We start from the raw sequence: 18533 nt of genomic DNA, 5'->3' as shown, positions 1-18533 counted from the left end.
ACGGGTCCCGCCCGTGACCGGAGCCGATTGTCAGTGCCCGGTCGTAGCTTTTGGGGTGTCGGCGGGCGGGTCCCGCCGGCCCCCGTTTCCCTTGCCCGAAATCTCCGTCGCCCGAAAGGGGACCGCGCCGTGTCCGTCGCCGTGGAAGAGCAGGTCACGTACCTCGAACTGTCCGAGGACGAGGGGAGTGCGCACAAGTTCTACGAGGTGCGGCTCGCCGGCCAGGTGGTGACGGTACGGTACGGGCGGATCGGCGAGCCCGGGCAGAGCAAGGCGACGACGTACCCGAGCCCGGAGAAGGCGGCCTCGGCGGCGGCGAAGAAGATCGGCGAGAAGGTCCGCAAGGGCTACGCCCCGGCCGTCCGGGGCGTGCGCCGGCGCCGGGAGGTGACCAGGCGGCAGATCGTCAGCAGCCGCTCGACCGCCCGCCAGGCGCCGCTGCTGTGGCGCTTCCGCTCCGGCTCGCCCGCCTTCGGGATCTTCGTCGGCGAGGAGCACGCCTGGGTCGGCAACGAGCGCGGCGACGTCTACACCCTCACCCACGACGGCGAGGTGACGGCCCGCTACGGCCTGCCGGACGGCGTGAAGTGCATCGTCGCGGACGACTGGTGGATCTACGCCGGCTGCGACGACGGCAAGGTGTACGACCTGGGCGGCAAGATCCCGCGGGTGGCGTACGAGATAGCCCAGGACGTGGACATCTTCTGGCTCGACATCCACGACGGCGTGCTGGGCGTCGCCGACGAGCGCGGCGGGCTGACCACGGTGGACCACGAGGACGAGTTCCAGTGGCGCCGCCAGGCCGACGGCCGGTCCGGCTGGATGGTGCGCTGCGACGCCGACGGCGTCTACCACGGCCACTCGCGCGGGGTCGCCCGCTACGACAACCGCAGCGGCGACCAGCGCTGGTACACCCCCACCCGGGGAGGGGTGCTGTTCGGCTGGCAGGAGGCCGACGAGGTGTTCGCCGGCACCGGGCAGGGCTGGGTGCACCGGCTGCGCAAGTCGGACGGCGCCGAGGTGGCCGCCTACCGCTGCGACGCCGGCGTGTTCTCCTGCGCGGCCTCCCCGGACGGCGAGTACGTCTTCGCGGGGGACAACCACTCCTCGGTGTACTGCTTCGCCGCCGACGGGACGCGGCTGTGGAAGCTCGCCACCGGCTGCGGCTCGGCGTACAGCATGCAGTACCGGGAGGGGCGGCTCTACCTGGTGACGACGGACGGCTCGCTGGCCTGCCTGGACGCCGGCGAGCAGGCGGTGCGGGCGGCCGAGGACGGCACGCTGCCGAAGACCGCCGAGGTCAAGGGCGCGGGCTGGGAGCCGGTGCGGGCCGGCGCCGGGCTGGAGACGGTCGCGGTGGCCACCGCCCGGACCGGCGGCGAGGTCGAGGTCGAGTGCGTCCAGGACGGCACCCGGCTGCGCGTGCGGGTGCTCTCGCAGGGCTACGACCCGTCCTGGCGCGTGCAGTTCCCCAAGGACATCCGCATCCCCGGCGCCCGCTACCTGGTCGCCGAGGTCCGGGAGTCCGCCTCGGGCGGCTTCTACCGGGCACGCGGCGAGATCAAGCGCCTGCTCTGACCGGCGACTTGATGCCTGGTGACGGTGATCCGGCTCGGGGCGGCGGCTTCCCGAGGTTGTCCGGTTTTGGCGGGTAGGTCTGGTGGTGCGTGCATATGCGGCGGTGTTACCCCGGTAGTCTTTCCGCCGGGCAGCCCCTGAGCGTTGAGACCAGCGCCGGACAGGAGAGCACTACGTGAGCACAGCGCACATCGGCCCGGGCGACTACAGCCACGTGCCGAACCCGGAGCAAGCCCTCAAGTATGCGATTCAGCACATCGCGGGTGAACGCGTTGAGATCGTTGAGGGAGTCATCACCCCCGTGTCGCCGTCCTGGGAGCATGAGAACACCGTCGATCTGATCCGCTTGCAGATCGGACCCCGCCAGCGCGAACTCGGATTGCGTTCAGGCTCGGGCAACCTCGACCTGCCCGGTACCGAGAACTACTACATCCCGGACCTGGCCCTTGTGCCGGTGAAACTGGCGGTGAACAACCCCGGTGCGTTGCTTCCCGATCAGACCGTCCTCGTGGTCGAGGTCACGTCCCCGTCGAACGCCGACACCGACCGGACGGTGAAGCGCCGCCGCTACGCCCAGTTCGGTGCGCCGCTCTACCTCCTGGTGGACCGGCAGGAGCGGGCGTGCACGCTGTTCTCCCAGCCGGGTGCGCTCGGTTACACCAGGGTGGAGGGGCCGCACCCGTTCGGGGTGCCGGTGCGGCTGCCCGAGCCGTTCGAACTGGACGTGGACACCAGCGAGTTCTGAGCCGTCGGCGGTTCACGAGGTGGCCGTAGCCGCCGGCCGTGTCGAGGGTGTCGACGTCCATGGTGCTCCCCCGGGAGTCGTGCGGTCGGTCAGTCCTGGCCGGGGGTCCAGCCGAGGGCGGGGCCGAGGCGGGTGGCCAGGTCGGTGAGGATCTGCGTGTAGTCCTCGTGCTCGAAGGTGAACGGCAGGGCGAAGGCGACCTCGTCGACCTCGCGGTAGCCGGCGTGGGCGTGCAGCCGCTCGACGAGTTCCTCGGTCGTGCCGACCAGGTCGGGGGCGAACAGCAGCCGGGCCGGGCCCTGCGGGGCGAGGGTGCGCGGGGCGCGGGCGAGGGCGTAGGCCTGGTACTTGGCGCGCTGCTCGGGGGTGGCGCTGTCGGTGGGGATGACGACCAGGCCCTGGGAGACCCGGGCGCGGTCGCCGTCGGGGTGGCGCTCGCGGAAGGCGCGGATCTGGGCGGCCTGGATGGCGGCGAAGTCGAGCGGCTCCGCGTCGTCGCCCTCCGCCTTCACGACGCTGCTGGTGAGCAGGTTGAGCCCCTGCTCGCCGGCCCAGCGGGCCGAGCGCAGGCTGCCGGCGCCGTACCAGAGCCGGGAGGCCAGCCCGGGGGAGTGCGGCTGGACGCGGCGGGAGTACACCTCGATGCCCTCGGTGCCGGCGAAGTCGGAGGCGTCCTCGCCGCGGACCAGGGCGAGCAGCCGCTCGGCGCGCCGGGGGCTGAAGTCCTCCTGGTCGCCGGTGTCGGGGTAGAGCGCGTCGCGCAGGTGCGCGTAGTGGGTGGGCGGGCCGACGCTGAAGCCGGGGTTGAGCCGCCCGCCGGAGAGCACGTCCACGGTGGCCAGGTCCTCGGCGAGCCGCAGCGGGTTCTCCCAGCCGAGCGGGGTGACGGCGGTGCCGAGCTGGATGCGGCTGGTGCGCTGGGTGGCGGCGGCGAGCACGGCGACCGGGGAGGAGATGCCGTACTGGAGGTGGCGGTGGCGCAGCCAGGCGCTGTCGAAGCCAAGCCGCTCGCCGAGGGTGATGAGGTCGAGGGTGGACTCGTGGCCGCGGCGCGGGTCCGTCTCGTCGAAGAGCCCGATGGTCAGGAAGCCGAGTTTCCGCAGCGGTCGGGGGTTCGGCGACATGGTGGGCTCCGCGGGGTGAGGGGCGGCCCGGGGCGGGCCGGTCGGGTGGTGCGTTTCGAACGTACGCAGCCGCCGCGCCGCCCGACAAGATCGACGCGCGATCCGGACACCGGCCCGCAACGGCCCGCAACGGTGCGCAACACGGCGACACGTACGGCGGCGGCTCCCACCCCGTCGGGCCGGGTGGGAGCCGCCGCACCGGGGCGCCGTCAGCAGCTGCGCAGCTCCGGGCTCTGGTTGCGGATCTGGTTGTGCAGCGAGGTGAACTCGCGGTACGCCGCGCCGTCCTCGGTGCCGGGGCGGAAGGCGCCGACCCGGTGGCAGTTGACGAAGGCGAGCTTCACCCCGAAGTGGTTCTCCAGGCTGCCGCGGATCGCGTTGCTGGCGAGGGCGCGCAGCAGCTGGGCGCGCTGCTCGTCGCTGGGCGTGGTGTTGTCGGTGGTGAACTCCGCGTCGCCGGCCGCGAGTTCGGTGCTGAGCCCGGCGACGACCTGGTAGGCGTACGGGAGCGAGGCGCGCACGGTGTCGAGGAACTCGGCCTCGTCGACGCGGCCCTGCTGGGCCTGGGCGAGGAGGGCGGGGGAGACGTCGAGCGACATGGGTGTCCTCTTTCGGGGGGTGCGTCGAGGTTTCGGGAACGGGTCGGGCTTCGACCCGTGGCGGGCAGGGGTCGCCCGCAAACGGTTATCGAAGATGAAAACCATTACGGGGAAGACTCTCCCGTTCACCCTGACGCCCTGTCAAGCCCCTCCCCCCGAAGGGCTGACGGCCGACGGCACCGGCACCCGGCTGACCTTGATGACGAACACCGCGATCGCCACCGCCAGCGCGGCGAACACCAGGCCCAGCTGGAAGGCGCTGGCGATGCCGTGCACCAGCACCTGCGAGGAGTAGGGCTCCGGGAGCCGGCCGGTGGCCCGGAACTGGGCGGCCTGCTGCGGGGTGGCCTGCCGGAGGAAGGCCCCGGCCTGCTGCCGGGCCTCGGCGCGGCTGGCCGTGCCGTACACCGTGACCAGGATCGACAGGCCGAGCGAGCCGCCGACCTGCTGGGTGGTGTTGAGCATGCCGGTGGCGGCGCCGGTCTCGTGCGGGGCGACGTGGGAGACGACGGTGAGGGTGGCGGGGACGAAGATCGAGCCCATGCCGAAGCCGAACATCATGGTCGGTCCGAGGATGCCGCCGACGTAGCTGCTGTCGATGTCGATCTGCGTCGCCCAGGCGACTCCGCCCAGCACCAGGAGCGAGCCGGCGACGAGGAAGGGCTTGGGGCCGAAGCGCAGCTGGTTGCGGGCGGCGAACTGGGCGGCGCCGACGATGGCCACGCTGATCGGCAGGAACGCGAAGCCGGCCCGCAGCGGGCTGAAGCCGAGGATCTCCTGGACGAACAGGGTGATGAAGAAGAAGATGCTGAACATCGTCGCGGCCACGCAGAGCAGCAGTCCGTACGCGCCCGAGCGGTTGCGGTCCCGTAGGAGGCGCAGGGGCATGATCGGCTGGCGTGCGCGCCGCTCGTTCGCCACGAACGCCGCGACCAGGACCACGGCGAGGCCGAAGGCGGTGAGCGTCACCGGGTCCGTCCAGCCGTGGTCGGAGGCGCGGATGAAGCCGTAGACCAGGGAGACCATGCCCGCGGTGGCGGTGAGGGCGCCGGGCAGGTCGAAGCGGCCGGGGTGGCGCTCGGACTCGTTGATGTAGAGCGGCGCCAGCAGCGCGATCGCGATGCCGATCGGCACATTGACGAAGAGCACCCAGCGCCAGGACAGCCAGGAGGTGAGCATGCCGCCGAGCAGCAGTCCGATCGCGCCACCGGCCCCGGCGACGGCGGAGTAGACCCCGAAGGCCCGGTTGCGTTCCTGGCCCTCCTTGAAGTTGGTGGCGATCAGCGCCAGCGCCGTCGGCGAGGCGATGGCCCCGCCCACGCCCTGCAGGGCCCGCGCCGCCAGCAGCCAGGCGGAGGACTGCGCGACGCCGCCGAGCAGCGAGGCCAGGCTGAACACCAGCACGCCGACGACGAACACCCGCCGCCGCCCGAGGATGTCGCCCGCCCGACCGCCGAGCAGCAGCAGCCCGCCGAAGGTCAGGGTGTAGGCGTTGATGACCCAGGACAGGTCGGTGGTGCTGAACTTCAGCGCCTGCTGGATGTGCGGCAGCGCGATGTTCACGATCGTGATGTCCAGGACGACCATCAGCTGTGTCGCCGCGATGACGGTGAGTGCAATCCCCGGGTGCTGGCCCCGACGTGCGGTCGCGGGCGAAGCCTCGGCCAGGGCGCGCGAGGTGGCCATGGCGGTCCCCCAAAGGGTTCGGGGGTGAACGACGGGAAGGGGACGGATTCGTTCACCACTACCGACGGTATCCCCGGGGCATAGGGAACACAATCGTTCATTACGGACAGGCACCCGCTTCCCGGTCACTCCGTGCACCGGTGGGAAGTCGGGCCGCGGTGGAGGCCGGGGTGGAGCGGAGGCCGGGGTGGAGCGGCGCGGGGGTCAGGGCGTGTCGTGGGGCCATCCGTCGTCCGGGTGCCGGGTGGCGGCGACGGCATAGCCGGTGAGCAGGGCGGTCAGGATGTCGGTGAGGCGGGGCTCGACGTCGACGACGGAGTGGGAGAGCTCGGGGTCGGTCTCGTAGAAGGCGCGCAGACGGGTGCCGGGGGCGGCCATCTGCCACAGGGCGCCCGCCATCGAGGTGGCGGTGGTGACGACGCTGCGGGCCTGGTCGGCGCCGAGCGGGGCGATGGAGCCGAGGGTCGCGCCGACCGCGTCCACCTCGGCGATGGCGCGGACCTTGAACGCGCGGACCGTGTCGAGGGAGACGTTGCGCTCCAGGTTCAACGGGGTGTGCGCGAGCAGGTCGCAGAAGAGCGGGCGGGCCACCAGCGACTGCGCCAGGACGCCCGCGATCGCGAGGGCTCCGTGGGCCCATTCGGGGTCCGAGGCGGTCTCGCACGGGGTGAGGGCGGCGGGGCGGTCGCGGACCTCGGCCGACCAGTCCTGCCAGGCCTCGGCGGCGAGCCGCAGGAAGATGTCCTCCCGCGTCTCGAAGTAGCGCAGCATCGCGGACTTGTGCATGCCGACCTCGTCGGCGATGGCGGTCACGGTCACCTCGCGGACGCCGTTGGCGGTGGCCAGGCGGGCGGCGGCGGCGAGGATCGCGTCCTCGCGGGCGCGCTTGGCCTCGGGGGTGCGGGCGCGCTGGAAGTCGGAGTCGGTCACGCCGTCGAGTCTAGCGAAACGTGGTTGCGCTAATAACGATCCGGCGTTGCGTTATTAGCGCAACGGTGTTTCACTAAATCCATGAGCACCCACACCGACACCCGCACCTGGTTCATCACCGGCTCCTCGCGCGGCTTCGGCCGCTCCCTGGCCTCGGCCGCCCTGGCGGCCGGTGACCGGGTCGTCGCCACCGCCCGCAGGCCCGAGCAGCTCGACGACCTGGTCGCCCGCCACGGCGACCGCGTCCTGCCCGTCGCCCTGGACGTCACCGACCCGGCCGCGGTCCAGCGCGCCTTCGCCGCCGCCCGTACGGCCTTCGGCTCCGTCGACGTCGTGGTCAACAACGCCGGGTACGCCAACCTCGCCCCGGTCGAGACCGCCGACGAGGAGGACTTCCGCCGCCAGTTCGACACCAACTTCTGGGGCGTCTACCACGTCTCCAAGGCCGCGATCCCGCTGCTGAAGGAACAGGGTGGCGGCATCGTGATCCAGTTCTCCTCCGTCGGCGGGCGCGTCGGCGCCACCCCGGGGCTCGGCTCCTACCAGGCGGCGAAGTTCGCCGTGGACGGCTTCACCCGCGTCCTGGCGGCCGAGACCGCGCCGCTGGGCATCCGCTACCTCGTCGTCGAGCCCGGCGGGTTCGCCACCGACTGGGCCGGGGCCTCGATGGAGGTCGACGACGTACCCGCCGACTACCGCGCCACCGTCGGCGCCCTGGCCGACCTCCTGCGCGGCGGCGGGGCGGCCGTGGGCGACCCCGACCGCGCGGCGCAGATCCTCGTCCGGATCGTCCACGCCGACCGGCTGCCCACCCACCTGCTCCTGGGCGCCGGCGCCGCGGACATGGCGCTGGACTACTCCCGCGGCCAGCTCGCCGAGGCCACCGCCTGGCAGGCCGTCTCCGCGTCCGCCGACACCGGCGCCGCCTACCCCGTCGACCTGCCGGCCAACGGCTGAGACGCCCGCCGCGAAGTCCTGAAGTCCCAAGGTCCCGAAGGGAGAACCCGGACATGCGACCGTTCCACGGCAAGGCCGCACTGGTCACCGGCGCCGGCTCGGGCATGGGCCGCGCCACCGCGCTCCTGCTGGCGCGGCGCGGCGCCGCCGTCACCGTCGTCGGCCGCCGCGAGCACCGGCTCGCCGAGGTGGTCGCCGAGATCACCGCCGCGGGCGGGCGGGCCCTCGCCGTCCCCGGCGACGTCAGCCGCCCCGAGGACAACGAGCGGGCGGTCGCCCGTACGGTCGAGGCGTTCGGCGCGCTGCACTACGCCGTCAACAACGCCGGGGTCTCCGGCGACTTCACCCCGCTGCCCGCCATGACCCCCGAGCAGTGGCGGCGCACCGTCGACATCGACCTCAACAGCCTCTTCTACGGCATCAAGTACGAGATCCCGGCGATCCTCGCCTCGGGCGGCGGCGCGATCGTCAACGTCTCCAGCGTGTTCGCCGACCGCGGCGGCCCCACCGCCGAGTACTCCAGCGCCAAGCACGGCATCCGCGGCCTGACCCGCACCGCCGCGATCCAGTTCGGCGGCCAGGGGGTGCGCGTCAACGAACTCCAACCCGGCGTCATCGACACCGAGATGACCCGGGCCAACCCCGAGGGCACCAGGCGGGTCGCTGAGACCGGCATCCCCATGGGCCGGGTCGGCACCGGGCGCGAGATCGCCACCGCCATCGCGTTCCTGCTGTCGGACGACGCCGCCTACGTCAACGGCAGCCACCTCGCCGTCGACGGCGGATTCCTCGCCTGACGGGACGAGGCCCGCCGCGCCCCGGCCTGCCTGCTTCAGGGGGTGCTGGGGCGGGTCTCGGTCCAGTCGACCATCAGCCGTCGTTCGGCGAAGAACCATTCCCCGTCGCGCTTGACGAACCGGTCCAGGTAGCGGATCGAGGCGATCATGATCGACCGCTCGGCGTCCGTGCCGTAGGAGACGTGGTGGGCCAGGCAGTAGCTCTCGCCGCTCGCCCGGTCGCCGTCCAGGACCACGGTGCTCTGCCCGTTGAAGTGGGTGGTGGCCCGGTAGGTGTTCAGGTTGTCGAAGACCGGGGCCAGGGCGTCGCGGCCGCGCAGTTCCTGGGTCGGTTCGGCCGCGGTGGCGTCCATGAAGACCAGGAAACGGGTGTCCTCCGTGAACAGGGCCATCTGCCCCTCGGCGTCACGGCGGTCGGCGCAGTGCGCGTAGGCGTCGACGAGCTCCCGGATGGCCAGCCGGTCCGCGGCCTCCCGGGGCGGGATCGGATCGTGGGGCGACACGGTGACTCCCTCCGGACGGGTGCGACACCTGAATCAGAGCACTGGAGGCCGGGCTCCTCAACCGCGCCCCGTTCGCCACGAGGACACCGACCAGGAGACGTGGTCGACGGCGCGGTCGCCGCCGGTACCCCCGCCGACTACGCTCTGGTGCTGCGCCGGCTCACCGGCGACACCGAGAAGGTCACCGGCGGGCCGGCCACGACCGTCCGCGAATTCGCCGAGCGCCACGCCCGTACCTGGCCCCTGGAGGAGAAGTGAGCAGGACCGTCGACGACGACACCCCTCTGGTCGGGGCGAACAGCCCGTTCTTCCGCATCGTCAAGGAGGGGCTGGACGGCCTGGTCGACGGGGAGGACTACTACGACCTGCTGGCCGAGGACGTGGTCTTCGAGTTCGTGATCACCGTGCCGGGATACCCCAGGCGCGTCGAGGGACGCCAGGCGATCGTCGACCTGTACAGCGACTACGGCGACTACGTGACGCTGCACGGCGCGGACAACCTGCGCGTCCACCGCGACCCCGAGACCTCGGTGGTCGTCCTGGAGTACGAGGTCCACGGCACCTCGGTCCACACCGGGCGGCCCTACGACAACCGCTTCGTCTCCGTCGTGACCGTCAGGGACCGCAAGGTGGCGCACTGGCGCGACTACCTCGACCCCACCGCCGTGTTCGACGCCCAGGGCTGGCCGCACAGCGGCCGCGCGTAGGAGCCACCGGACCCGCGTCGCCGCCGGGAACCCCACCACCCTCGACCGGGTGGCGTCTCAGGCATTCGGGCTACTGCCCGACAACCTCGGGGGCATCCGAGGAACACCTGACCCCTACATTCGCGGAGAGGAAGGCTGAGGAACATGACCACCGCAATCGTGGGCGTGGGCAACATCGGCGGCGCGGTCGCCCGGCACCTGGTCGCCGGAGGAGAGCACGTCGTCCTGACGGGGAAGAGCGCGTCGCGGGCCCAGGAGCTGGCGGACGAGCTCGGACCGCTCGCGCACACCGCCACCGTCCGGGACGCCGTCGCCGAGGCCGACACCGTCGTGTTCGCCGTCTGGCTCGACACCATCAAGGAGCTGATCCCGCAGGTTTCGCCGCAGCTCGTGGGCAAGGTCGTGGTCGACCCGTCGAACCCGATCGCCTTCGACGACCAGGGCCGGATGGTGCGGTCCCTGCCCGACGGGCAGTCGGCCGGGTCCGTCGTCGCCGCGCTCCTGCCCGGGGGCGCCCACTACGTCAAGGCGTTCGGCACCCTCGCCGCCGAGGCGCTCGCCGCGAGCGCGAACCGCACCCCGCAGCGGGCCGCGCTGCTCTACGCCACCGACGACGAGCACGCCGCGGCGGCCGTCGAGCGGCTGATCCGCACGGCCGGATTCGACCCGGTGAAGGCCGGCGGCCTGGCCGACGCCGGACGCATCGAGGCCCCCGGCGGGGACCTGCACCAGTCCGGCCTCGACGGCGAAGTGGTCGGCGCCGACCAGGCCCGAGCGGCGATCACGGCCGACCGGTGAACGACCGACCGGTGAACGACCGGCCGTTGAACGACCGGCCGTGACAGCCCGTCCGACTGCGCCTGACCACGCCGGATGTGATGTACTCCCGGCCCTCCCGGCCCTCCTGGGCGGGCCGGGTCAGCCGAGGTCGAAGGTGTTCGGCAGGCCGAGGCGGTAGCGGGCTTCGTCGACCAGTTTGAGGGGCTCCAGCTCCGGGGGGCGGAAGAGCAGCTGGATCCGGCAGCGTTCGGCGGGCGAACCGTCGGCGTCCAGGAGGGCGTTGACGGCGCGGCGAGCGGACTCGTTGGCGCCCTCCATGGTGGCCAGGTCGACGTCGGTGCGGACGTAGTCGCCGGCCAGGAAGAAGTTGCCGACGGCGGTGGCGGCGGAGGGCCGGTGGTAGAGCGTGCCGGCGGGGTGGACCAGGAGTTGCTCGCGGTTGGCCGGGGCCGGCCCGCCCAGGCCGGTGACGGCCGGGTCGAGGAACCACGAGTGCACGTCCGCGTCCGTCGGCCAACCGGCGCCCGGCCGGTCGAGGGCCCGACGGCACTGCGCCCAGACCTCGCGGGCCACCTCCTCGCGGGTGCACTCCTTGGCCGTCCTGCCGTAGAGGATGCCGGGGCGGTCCCATTCCGAGACGCAGACCGAGAGGCAGTCGCGCACCGCGCCGTCGCCGTAGGCGGCCGCGAAGTCGCGGTCCCAGAACTGCGCCTGGTTGACCGTGGTGAGCGACCAGGGGGAGTCCAGGCAGATGGCGTGGCCGTGCACCAGCCGCAGCGGGCGGCGCAGGTAGAACTGGATGCCCGTCATCCAGTCGGTGCCGATCGCGTCGCAGCGCGCCAGTTGGGGATCGGCGGCGCGCAGGCGCGGGCCCCAGGTGGCACGGGCATGCTCGACCGGCAGCGCGCTGAGGTAGTAGTCGGCCCGCTCCGTCTCGGGGGCGCCGCCGCCGGCCGGTGCCACCAGGACCCCGGTGATCCGGCCCTCGCCGTACAGCACCTCCCGGACCTCGGTGCCGGTCCGGAACTCGACGCCCAGTGCGGAGAGGTGGGCCGCCCACGGGTCGATCCAGGCCTCACTGGTGGGGCCGTTGAGCACCCGGTCGAGCTGTCCGTCGACGCCGCGCCCGAGCAGCCCGTTCAGCAGGAAGGCCTCGATGATGGTGCGGGCCACCGTACGGGTGCTGGCCTGCTCGGCCCGGGTCGCCACCAGGTCCCGGGACACGCCGACCCCGAGGAGGCGCTGGTAGTCGTGGGACATCCGCCCGGCCCTGATGAAGTCCCACCACGGCACCCGTTCCCACTGCTGCTCGCGGCGCAGGTCGCAGCTGGTCAGGTGAACCAGGACCCGGTCCACGAAGTAGGCCAGCTCGTCGGCGGGCAGGTGCAGCACCTCGTCCAGCGCGCCGGTCAGGGTCCGCCGCAGGGCGTCCGGGGCGAGGTCGCCCAGGTCGAGCGGGCGGCGGGTGAGGGTCCGGAACGGGAGCAGCAGGCCCGGGCGCGGGGCGTCGAAGGCCAGCAGCGCCTGGGTGGCGTCGCGCAGGTTGTCGTGGACGCCGCCGGGGTTGCCCGGGTAGGGGATGCGGCGCAGGGTGTCCGGCAGGTTGCGGTAGAAGCCGGGGAAGAACCGGAAGCCGTGCTCGCCCGGCAGCGCTCGGCGTCCACCGCGCGCGCCGCCAGGCACGTCCATGCTCCGGGCCTTGCCGCCGAGCGCGGCGTAGTACTCGTACACCGTCACCCGGTAGCCGCGCTCGGCCAGTTCGTGCGCCGCGCTCAGCCCGGACACCCCGCCGCCGAGGACCGCCACGGTCCGCCCGGCGCCGCCGCGGGCGCCGGTGCCCGCGCCACGCGGGAGCGCGGCGGCGCCGGCGGCGGGACCGACCGCCAGCGCCCCGCCCAACGCGGCGGCGCGGGTGAGGAACTGGCGTCGGGTCCGCCCGCTCACCGCGTCCTCGTGCGAACCGTCCTGTGAACCCTCGGCCAACCCCATGCTGCGCGCACCTCCGGCTCCTTGGTCACCCCGAGCGGTTGGGATGACCCCCCGGTGTGCAACGAGCGGGACCGGTGCCGGTCACCCGTCACGGGCCAGGGTGGTGGAGGGGTGTTCGACGGGGTGGGCCCGCCCTACGCCCCGTCGTCCTCGAAGCGCGGGAGCGGGGTGCCGCGCCGGGCCATCTCGGCCTCGAAGAGGCGCTGGAACTCCCGCGCGGACTCGTCGAGGACGATCGGCTCGTCATCGTCCTCGTCGGGGACGATGCCCTGCGCTCGCAGCTTCTGGTCCATCACCAGGATCGGGTCCTCGGGGTCGTGGTCGGAAGGGCGGGGCCCCTCGGGTCCGTCCGGGCCGAAGCGGACGGCGCGCTCCACCCGGATGATCCGCAGGAGCCGGTCCTCGACGGTGAGTTCGAAGCCCTGCTCGGCTTCGAGCCGGTCCGCCGCCTCGGCGTAGCGGGCCCGTTGCCGGTCGCTCAGCCGGCGTTCGACCGGCTCGGTCACGCGCAGCCGCATCGACAGGATGTCCCGGGCGCGGAAGGGGGTGGGGGCGTCCATGACGCCGACCGGACGCCACCGGCCGTCGACCCGTTCCGCGACGCCGAAGGCGGCCGGCAGCAGCACCACACCCGGGTGGGTGGTGCTGGAGCGCAGCGCGTCCCGGCGGACCTCGGGCGGGAAGTCGCGTGCGGTGGGCACCAGTTGGATGAGGTCGGTCTTGAGGATGCCGGTGGAGAGCCCGGTCGGCAGGGCGGGGTCCATGACGAAGCCGGCGGCCGGGTCCAGGGCTTCGGCGAGCGGGCGCTTGCGGTGGTCGTCGGGGTCGGTGGAGCGCGGCGGCTCCGGGCCGTCCGGACCGCTGCGGATGTACCGCTCGGCCCGCACCACGCGGTAGCGGACGTCCAGTTCGACCTCGTCGAGCTTCTCCCACTCCAGCCGCCCGGCCGCGGCCAGGTACCGCTGCTGCGCCGCGGTGTCGCCGGCCTGCTCCGCCCGGCCGGCCTGCTCGCGGCAGACCATGCCCAGGTCGTCGCGGGCCGACTGCGGATAGACCTCGGCCATCGAGGTGCGCAGGGCCCAGCCGCCCGTGGGCAGTTCACGGGCGACGCCGAAGGCCCTGCTCCCGGCCGACAGGATCTGCGGATAGCTGTCGCGGGCCGTCCACGCCTCGACGTCCGCCATCCCCGCCACGGGCTCGGTGGGGGCGGCCATCCTGATGGAGAGGTAACCGGGGACATCGTCAGGGAAGTTCACCATGCGCACATGATGCAACCGGTCGGCCACCGAGCGCAGTCAAACGGCCCCTCCTGTCACTCCGAAGGGGCGGGTCACCGCCGTGCCGCTCCGGGTGGCGCGCTACTCGGGTACGAGCACCGCGACGCCCGTCACCCGGTCCGCGGCGAGGTCGGCGAGCGCCGCGTCCGCCCGGCGCAGGGGGTAGCGGCTGACGTGGACCACCGGGCGGGCGCGGGCCGCCTCCGCCAGGAAGGCCAGGCCGTCGGCCCGGGTGTTGGCGGTGACGCTGCGCAGCGTGCGCTCCTGGAAGAGGTGCCGCTGGTAGTCCAGCGACGGGATGTCGGTGAGGTGGATGCCGGCCACGGCGAGCGTGCCGCCGCGGTCCAGCGCGGTGAGGGCGGCGGGCACGAGGCCGCCGACCGGGGCGAAGAGGACGGCCGCGTCCAGCGGCTGCGGGGGCGGGTCGTACGAGTCCCCGGCGAAGGCGGCGCCGAGTTCCAGCGCCAGCCGTCGGGCCGCCTCGGAGCGGGTGAACACGGCCACCCGGGCGCCCCGGGCGAGGGCGATCTGGGCGGTCAGGTGCGCGGACGCGCCGAAGCCGTAGATGCCGAGCAGCCCGCCCGTCGGCAGTTCGGCCCGTTCCAGGGCCCGGTAGCCGATGATCCCGGCGCACAGCAGCGGGGCGAGTTCCTCGGCGGGCGGGCCCTCGGGCAGCCGGTAGGCGTAGCGGGCGTCCGCGGTGACGTGCCAGGCGTAGCCGCCGTGCCGGTCCCAGCCGGTGTAGCGGGAGTCGGGGCAGAGGTTCTCGCGCCCGCTGCGGCAGTACCCGCAGCGGCCGCAGGTCCGGGCCAGCCAGGCCACCCCGGCCCGGTCCCCGACGGTGAACTCCCCGACCTCGGACCCGGCCGCCAGCACGTGTCCGACCACCTCGTGCCCGGGTGTGCGCCTCGCCGTCCTGGGGGAGAGGTCCCCCTCCGCGAGGTGGAGGTCGGTGCGGCACACCCCGCAGGCCTCCACCTCGACCAGGATCTCCCGCGGCCCGGGCGGGTCGAGCGGCCGGTGCTCCCACACCAGCGGGCCCGGGCCCGGCCCGCCGACCGGTCCGGGGCGGTCCACCACCCAGGCTCCGGTCTCCATCGGTAGGGGTTCCCTCGTGGTCATCGCGGCCTCCTGCCGGTCCGCCGGGCACGCGGACCGCCCGGTGTCACGCTCCGTACCTACCCACGGTGCCCCGCGCCCGCCCCGCCAGGCCGCGCACGGCGGGGCCGGTCAGCCCCAGTACCCGGTGTGGACGGCGGAGGCCTCGTCGAACAGGTGCGGGCCGGAGGCCTCCACGGTGTTGCCGCCGGCCGCGAAGACCAGGCGGCAGGGCAGGTCGAGCACCGGTTCGTCCGGGTCCGCTCCCGCGATGGCGTTCAGTTCGGTGGCGGCGAGCGCGTAGACCACCCGCCGGATGCCGCTCCAGTAGATCGCGCCGGCGCACATCGCGCACGGCTCGGTGCTGGTGTACAGGACGGTCTCGGTGAGCTGGTGCGGGGCGAGGGCGCGGCAGGCCGCTCGGACCAGGTTGGTCTCCGCGTGGGCGGTGACGTCGTGGTCGGTCAGGACGGTGTTCTCGGCCGTGAGCAGGACGCCGCCGGACGCGTCGGTCAGCAGTGCGCCGAAGGGGTGGTTGCCGTGGGCGCGGGCGGAGGCCGCGAGTTCGATGGCCGCGAGCAGGTGGGTGCGGGTGTGGTCGGGCATCGGCGTACTCCTCGGGCGTGGAGCGGGCGGGGTGGGAGCGGCTGGGGCGGGGCGGGCGGGAGGCCGACGAGTCGGCCCGGCCGTCCGCCCACCTCCATGGCACCACCGAACCCGGTCCCCGGCAGGGGCCGGACAGCCGACCGGCCCGGCCCGCTCCGAGGAACGGAACGGACCGGGCCGGGCACGGCAGCATCAGGACCGGACGGCCGCCCCCGCCCAGGAGCGGTTGCCGAGGAGGGTCTTGACGTCCGAGGCGAGCCCGTTGTCCGGGTTCACCCGGAACCCGAGCTCGTAGAGGGTGTCCTTGTCCCAGTTGGTGGTGCGCAGCCGGACCGGGACGTCGCCGGGGTGGTTCTGGAGGGCGAGCTTGAGCTCGGCGACCACCTGGGGGTTGATCCGGGCGGCCGGGACGGTGATCTGGACGGGCGGCTTGGTGCCGAGTTCGGCGGAGGAGACGTCGAGGGTGGTGATCTCCTGGCCGAAGACGCTCAGTGACCCGTCGCGCTCGTTGAGCCGGCCGCGGATCGAGATCACGTTGTCCTCGATCATCTGCTCGGCCATGAGATTGTAGGTCGCCGGGAAGAACAGCACCTCGACCGAGCCGTCGCGGTCGGCGAGGGTGATGATCGCCCACGCGTTGCCGGCCTTGTTGATCCGCCGGTCGACGCCGGTGATCAGCCCGGAGAGCCGGACCTCGCCCTCGGAGCGGCCGGAGTCGAGGAGCTGGGCGATCGAGCTGTCGCGGTTCTGGGAGAGGATGTGCTCGGCGCCGTCCAGCGGATGGCTGGAGACGTAGAGGCCGAGCATCTCGCGTTCCAGGGCGAGGAGTTGGCGTCGCGGCCACTCGTTCTCGGTGAGCTGGAAGTCGAGTCCGATGCCGGGCCCGCCGCCCTCGCCGGCGTCGAGGGCGCCGAACAGGTCGTCCTGTCCGATGGCCTGCTGCTTCTTCAGCCCGGTGACGGCGTCGATCGCGTTCTCGTGCACGCTGCTGAGCGAGAGCCGGGTGTGCCCGAGCGAGTCGAAGGCGCCCGCCTTGACCAGGGAGTCGACGGTGCGCTTGTTGCACACCACCAGTTCGACCTTGTCCAGGAAGTCGGCGAAGGAGGTGTACTTGCCCTTCTCCTCGCGGGTGCCGACCAGGGACTCGATGACGGGCACGCCGACGTTGCGCACCGCCTTGAGGCCGAACCGGACGTCGCTGCCGACGGCGGTGAAGTCGACCACCGACTCGTTGACGTCGGGGGAGAGGATCTTGATGCCCATCTGCCGGCACTCGGCCAGGTAGATCGCCATCTTGTCCTTGTCGTCGGCGACGGAGGTGAGCAGGGCGGCCATGTACTCGGCGGGGTAGTTGGCCTTGAGGTAGGCGGTCTGGTAAGAGACCAGACCGTACGCGGCGGAGTGCGATTTGTTGAACGCGTAGCCGGCGAACGGGACCAGGACGTCCCAGACCGCCTGGATGGCCTCGTCGGAGTAGCCGCGCTCCTTGCAGCCGGCGTGGAAGGGGACGAACTCCTTCTCCAGGACCTCCTTCTTCTTCTTGCCCATCGCGCGGCGGAGCAGGTCTGCCTGTCCGAGCGAGTAGCCGGCCAGCACCTGGGCGGCTCGCTGCACCTGCTCCTGGTAGACGATCAGGCCGTAGGTGGGGCCGAGGACGTCCTTGAGCGGTTCCTCCAGCTCGGGGTGGATCGGGATGATCTCCTGCTGGGCGTTCTTGCGCAGGGCGTAGTTGGTGTGCGAGTTCATGCCCATCGGGCCGGGCCGGTACAGCGCGGAGACGGCGGAGATGTCGGCGAACTCGGTGGGCTTCATCAGCTTGAGCAGGGCGCGCATGGGGCCGCCGTCGAGCTGGAACACGCCGAGGGTGTCGCCTCGGGCCAGCAGCTGGTACGTGGTGGGGTCGTCGATCGGGATCTTCTCGATGTCGACGTCGACGCCCCGGTTGGCCTTCACGATCTTGATGCAGTGGTCGATGATGCCCAGGTTCCGCAGACCCAGGAAGTCCATCTTGATCAGGCCCATGGCTTCGCACGACGGGTAGTCGAAGCCGGTGATGATCACGCCGTCCTTGTCCCGCATGTGCAGCGGGATCAGTTCGAGCAGCGGGGTGGAGGAGAGGATGACGGCGGCGGCGTGCACGCCGGTGCCGCGGATCAGGCCCTCGATGCCCCGCCCGGTGTCGATGATCTTCTTGACGTCGGGCTCGTTGTCGTAGAGCGCCCGGATCTCGGTGCCCTCGTTGTACCGCGGGTGCTTGTCGTTGAACAGGTCGGCCAGCGGCACGCCCTTGCCCATGACGTCCGGCGGCATCGCCTTGGTGATCCGGTCGCCCATGGCGAAGGGGTAGCCCAGGATGCGGTTGGCGTCCTTGACGGCGGCCTTGGCCTTGATCGTGCCGAAGGTGTTGACCTGGGCGGTGTAGGCGGAGCCGTACTTGTCGGTGACGTAGCGGACCATCTGGTCGCGCTGGCGGTCGTCGAAGTCGATGTCGACGTCCGGGGGGTTGATGCGCTCGGGGTTGAGGAACCGCTCGAACAGCAGGTCGTGCTCCAGCGGGTCCAGCTGGGTGATGCCGGTCAGGTAGGCGACCATCGAGCCGGCCGCCGAACCACGGCCCGGACCGACCGGGATGCCGTTGTCCCGGCCGTACTGGCAGATGTCGGCGACCACGAGGAAGTAGGCGTCGAACCCCATCGGGGTGATCACGCCCATCTCCAGCTCGACCCGGTCCAGCACCTCCTGGCTGGGGTTGTCGCCGTAGCGGTGCTGGAGGCCGGCGGCGATCTTCTGGCGCAGGAAGGAGGCCTGGGTCTCGCCCTCGGGGACGTCGAACTGCGGCATCCGGTCGACGTAGGTGAAGACCTCCTCGTACGACTCCACCCGCTCGGCGATCGCCAGGGTGTTGTCGCAGGCCTCCGGCAGCTCGCGGAAGAGCTCGCGCATCTCCTCGGCGGTCTTGACGTAGTAGCCGCTGCCGTTGAACTTGAAGCGGTTCGGGTCGTCCTTGTTCTTGCCCACGCCGACGCAGAGCAGGCTGTCGTGGGCGTCGGCCTGGTCGGCGGTGACGTAGTGCGAGTCGTTGGTGGCCAGCAGCGGGATGTTCAGCTGCTTGGCCAGGCGCAGCAGGTCCTCGCGGACGTCCTGCTCGATGGAGAGC

17 protein-coding genes are annotated in these 18533 nt (G+C 72.4%); 7 read left to right on the top strand and 10 right to left on the bottom strand.

From position 1 onward, the window contains the following. Positions 1-129: 129 nt before the first annotated feature. The gene (locus tag AE652_RS06765; RefSeq protein WP_234348252.1) at positions 130-1578 is read left to right on the top strand and encodes a WGR domain-containing protein; all 1449 of its coding nucleotides are present in this window, start codon (positions 130-132) and stop codon (positions 1576-1578) included. 175 nt (positions 1579-1753) lie between these two features. After that, positions 1754-2323, top strand: a complete 570-nt coding sequence (locus AE652_RS06760) for a Uma2 family endonuclease (RefSeq protein ID WP_079272261.1) — start codon at positions 1754-1756, stop codon at positions 2321-2323. 89 nt (positions 2324-2412) lie between these two features. Here AE652_RS06760 and AE652_RS06755 read toward each other — a convergent pair whose 3' ends face one another. The 4 genes from AE652_RS06755 to AE652_RS06740 all read right to left on the bottom strand — a co-directional run bounded on the left by AE652_RS06755 (position 2413) and on the right by AE652_RS06740 (position 6662). Then, on the bottom strand, positions 2413-3447 hold the full coding sequence (locus AE652_RS06755; RefSeq protein ID WP_049650244.1) for an LLM class flavin-dependent oxidoreductase: 1035 nt from the start codon (positions 3445-3447) through the stop codon (positions 2413-2415). A gap of 209 nt (positions 3448-3656) precedes the next feature. Next, complete coding sequence (locus tag AE652_RS06750) at positions 3657-4046, bottom strand: SCO5389 family protein (protein ID WP_049650243.1); 390 nt, start codon at positions 4044-4046, stop codon at positions 3657-3659. Positions 4047-4187: 141 nt separating this feature from the next. Continuing rightward, complete coding sequence (locus tag AE652_RS06745) at positions 4188-5732, bottom strand: MFS transporter (protein ID WP_049650242.1); 1545 nt, start codon at positions 5730-5732, stop codon at positions 4188-4190. 204 nt (positions 5733-5936) lie between these two features. Then, positions 5937-6662 (bottom strand): TetR family transcriptional regulator, encoded by a 726-nt coding sequence (locus AE652_RS06740; RefSeq protein WP_049650241.1) that lies wholly within the window; start codon positions 6660-6662, stop codon positions 5937-5939. 81 nt (positions 6663-6743) lie between these two features. Here AE652_RS06740 and AE652_RS06735 point away from each other — a divergent pair, with 81 nt between their 5' ends. Further along, complete coding sequence (locus tag AE652_RS06735; protein ID WP_049650240.1) at positions 6744-7619, top strand: SDR family NAD(P)-dependent oxidoreductase; 876 nt, start codon at positions 6744-6746, stop codon at positions 7617-7619. Between the two features lie 53 nt (positions 7620-7672). Further along, the gene (locus AE652_RS06730; protein WP_049650239.1) at positions 7673-8416 is read left to right on the top strand and encodes an SDR family NAD(P)-dependent oxidoreductase; all 744 of its coding nucleotides are present in this window, start codon (positions 7673-7675) and stop codon (positions 8414-8416) included. Positions 8417-8451: 35 nt separating this feature from the next. Here the strand turns inward: AE652_RS06730 and AE652_RS06725 are convergent, their stop codons facing one another. Further along, on the bottom strand, positions 8452-8919 hold the full coding sequence (locus AE652_RS06725; protein WP_049650238.1) for a nuclear transport factor 2 family protein: 468 nt from the start codon (positions 8917-8919) through the stop codon (positions 8452-8454). Positions 8920-9018: 99 nt separating this feature from the next. On the opposite strand from AE652_RS06725, the gene AE652_RS46225 reads away from it, so the two are divergent. From AE652_RS46225 to AE652_RS06715, 3 genes are all read left to right on the top strand, one after another. After that, positions 9019-9177 (top strand): hypothetical protein, encoded by a 159-nt coding sequence (locus AE652_RS46225; protein ID WP_159028384.1) that lies wholly within the window; start codon positions 9019-9021, stop codon positions 9175-9177. Then, positions 9174-9626, top strand: coding sequence for a nuclear transport factor 2 family protein (locus tag AE652_RS06720; RefSeq protein ID WP_049650237.1), 453 nt, complete (start codon positions 9174-9176; stop codon positions 9624-9626). Before AE652_RS46225 ends, AE652_RS06720 begins: the two co-directional genes overlap by 4 nt. 135 nt (positions 9627-9761) lie before the next feature. Then, positions 9762-10424, top strand: a complete 663-nt coding sequence (locus AE652_RS06715; protein ID WP_304414259.1) for an NADPH-dependent F420 reductase — start codon at positions 9762-9764, stop codon at positions 10422-10424. A gap of 120 nt (positions 10425-10544) precedes the next feature. Here AE652_RS06715 and AE652_RS06710 read toward each other — a convergent pair whose 3' ends face one another. The 5 genes from AE652_RS06710 to dnaE all read right to left on the bottom strand — a co-directional run. Continuing rightward, positions 10545-12395 carry an FAD-dependent oxidoreductase gene (locus AE652_RS06710; RefSeq protein WP_049650235.1) on the bottom strand — a complete coding sequence of 617 codons (1851 nt, stop codon included), beginning with the start codon at positions 12393-12395 and terminating at the stop codon, positions 10545-10547. Between the two features lie 134 nt (positions 12396-12529). Further along, positions 12530-13654, bottom strand: a complete 1125-nt coding sequence (locus AE652_RS06705) for a DUF5954 family protein (RefSeq protein ID WP_049650251.1) — start codon at positions 13652-13654, stop codon at positions 12530-12532. 99 nt (positions 13655-13753) lie between these two features. Further along, a complete protein-coding gene (locus AE652_RS06700) occupies positions 13754-14794 on the bottom strand; it encodes a zinc-binding alcohol dehydrogenase family protein (protein ID WP_234348251.1) in 1041 nt (346 codons plus the stop codon). A gap of 108 nt (positions 14795-14902) precedes the next feature. Further along, positions 14903-15376, bottom strand: coding sequence for a nucleoside deaminase (locus AE652_RS06695; RefSeq protein ID WP_049650233.1), 474 nt, complete (start codon positions 15374-15376; stop codon positions 14903-14905). Between the two features lie 192 nt (positions 15377-15568). Further along, positions 15569-18533, bottom strand: a 2965-nt coding sequence (gene dnaE, locus AE652_RS06690; RefSeq protein WP_049650232.1) for a DNA polymerase III subunit alpha, incomplete at its 5' end; no start/stop codon positions are given.

Origin of the sequence: Kitasatospora sp. MY 5-36, from assembly GCF_001182915.1 — a bacterium.
Classification (GTDB): domain Bacteria; phylum Actinomycetota; class Actinomycetes; order Streptomycetales; family Streptomycetaceae; genus Kitasatospora.
The sequence above is the reverse complement of the archived record's forward strand: the minus strand, read 5'-3'. Positions and strand labels throughout refer to the sequence as shown.